The following is a 346-nucleotide window of genomic DNA, read 5'->3' as shown; positions in this document are numbered from 1 at the left end:
GTATTTTGGGTAAGTCCCGTTACATTGAAAGTAAGGGCTCCCGTAGTGGTCCCGATACTGACACCGTCCTGAAAGATGGTGTATCCAGTAACCCCAATGTTGTCCGTAGAAGCGGTCCAAGAAAGGTTCGTGGTAGTAGTGGTGGTGCCATTGGCCGCTAAATTGCTCGGTGCAGTTGGTGCCTGACCATCGGCGGCCGTCAAGGTGGTGACATTTGCCGTATTACTGACAGGTGAAACGTTCCCTGCTGCATCCGTTGCCGTTACCGTAAAGGCATAGGTTGTATTTTGGGTAAGTCCCGTTACATTGAAAGTAAGGGCTCCCGTAGTGGTCCCGATACTGACAC

The 346-nt window shown here is 51.4% G+C and carries 1 pseudogene; it reads right to left on the bottom strand.

The features are described 5' to 3' along the window. Positions 1 to 346, bottom strand: a pseudogene (locus MWU84_RS24485) (secretion protein); the annotation flags it as partial.

The organism is Arenibacter sp. F20364 (assembly GCF_023015905.1).
GTDB lineage: Bacteria > Bacteroidota > Bacteroidia > Flavobacteriales > Flavobacteriaceae > Arenibacter.
Note: the sequence above shows the minus strand (reverse complement) of the source record. Positions and strands in the feature narration are given on the sequence as shown.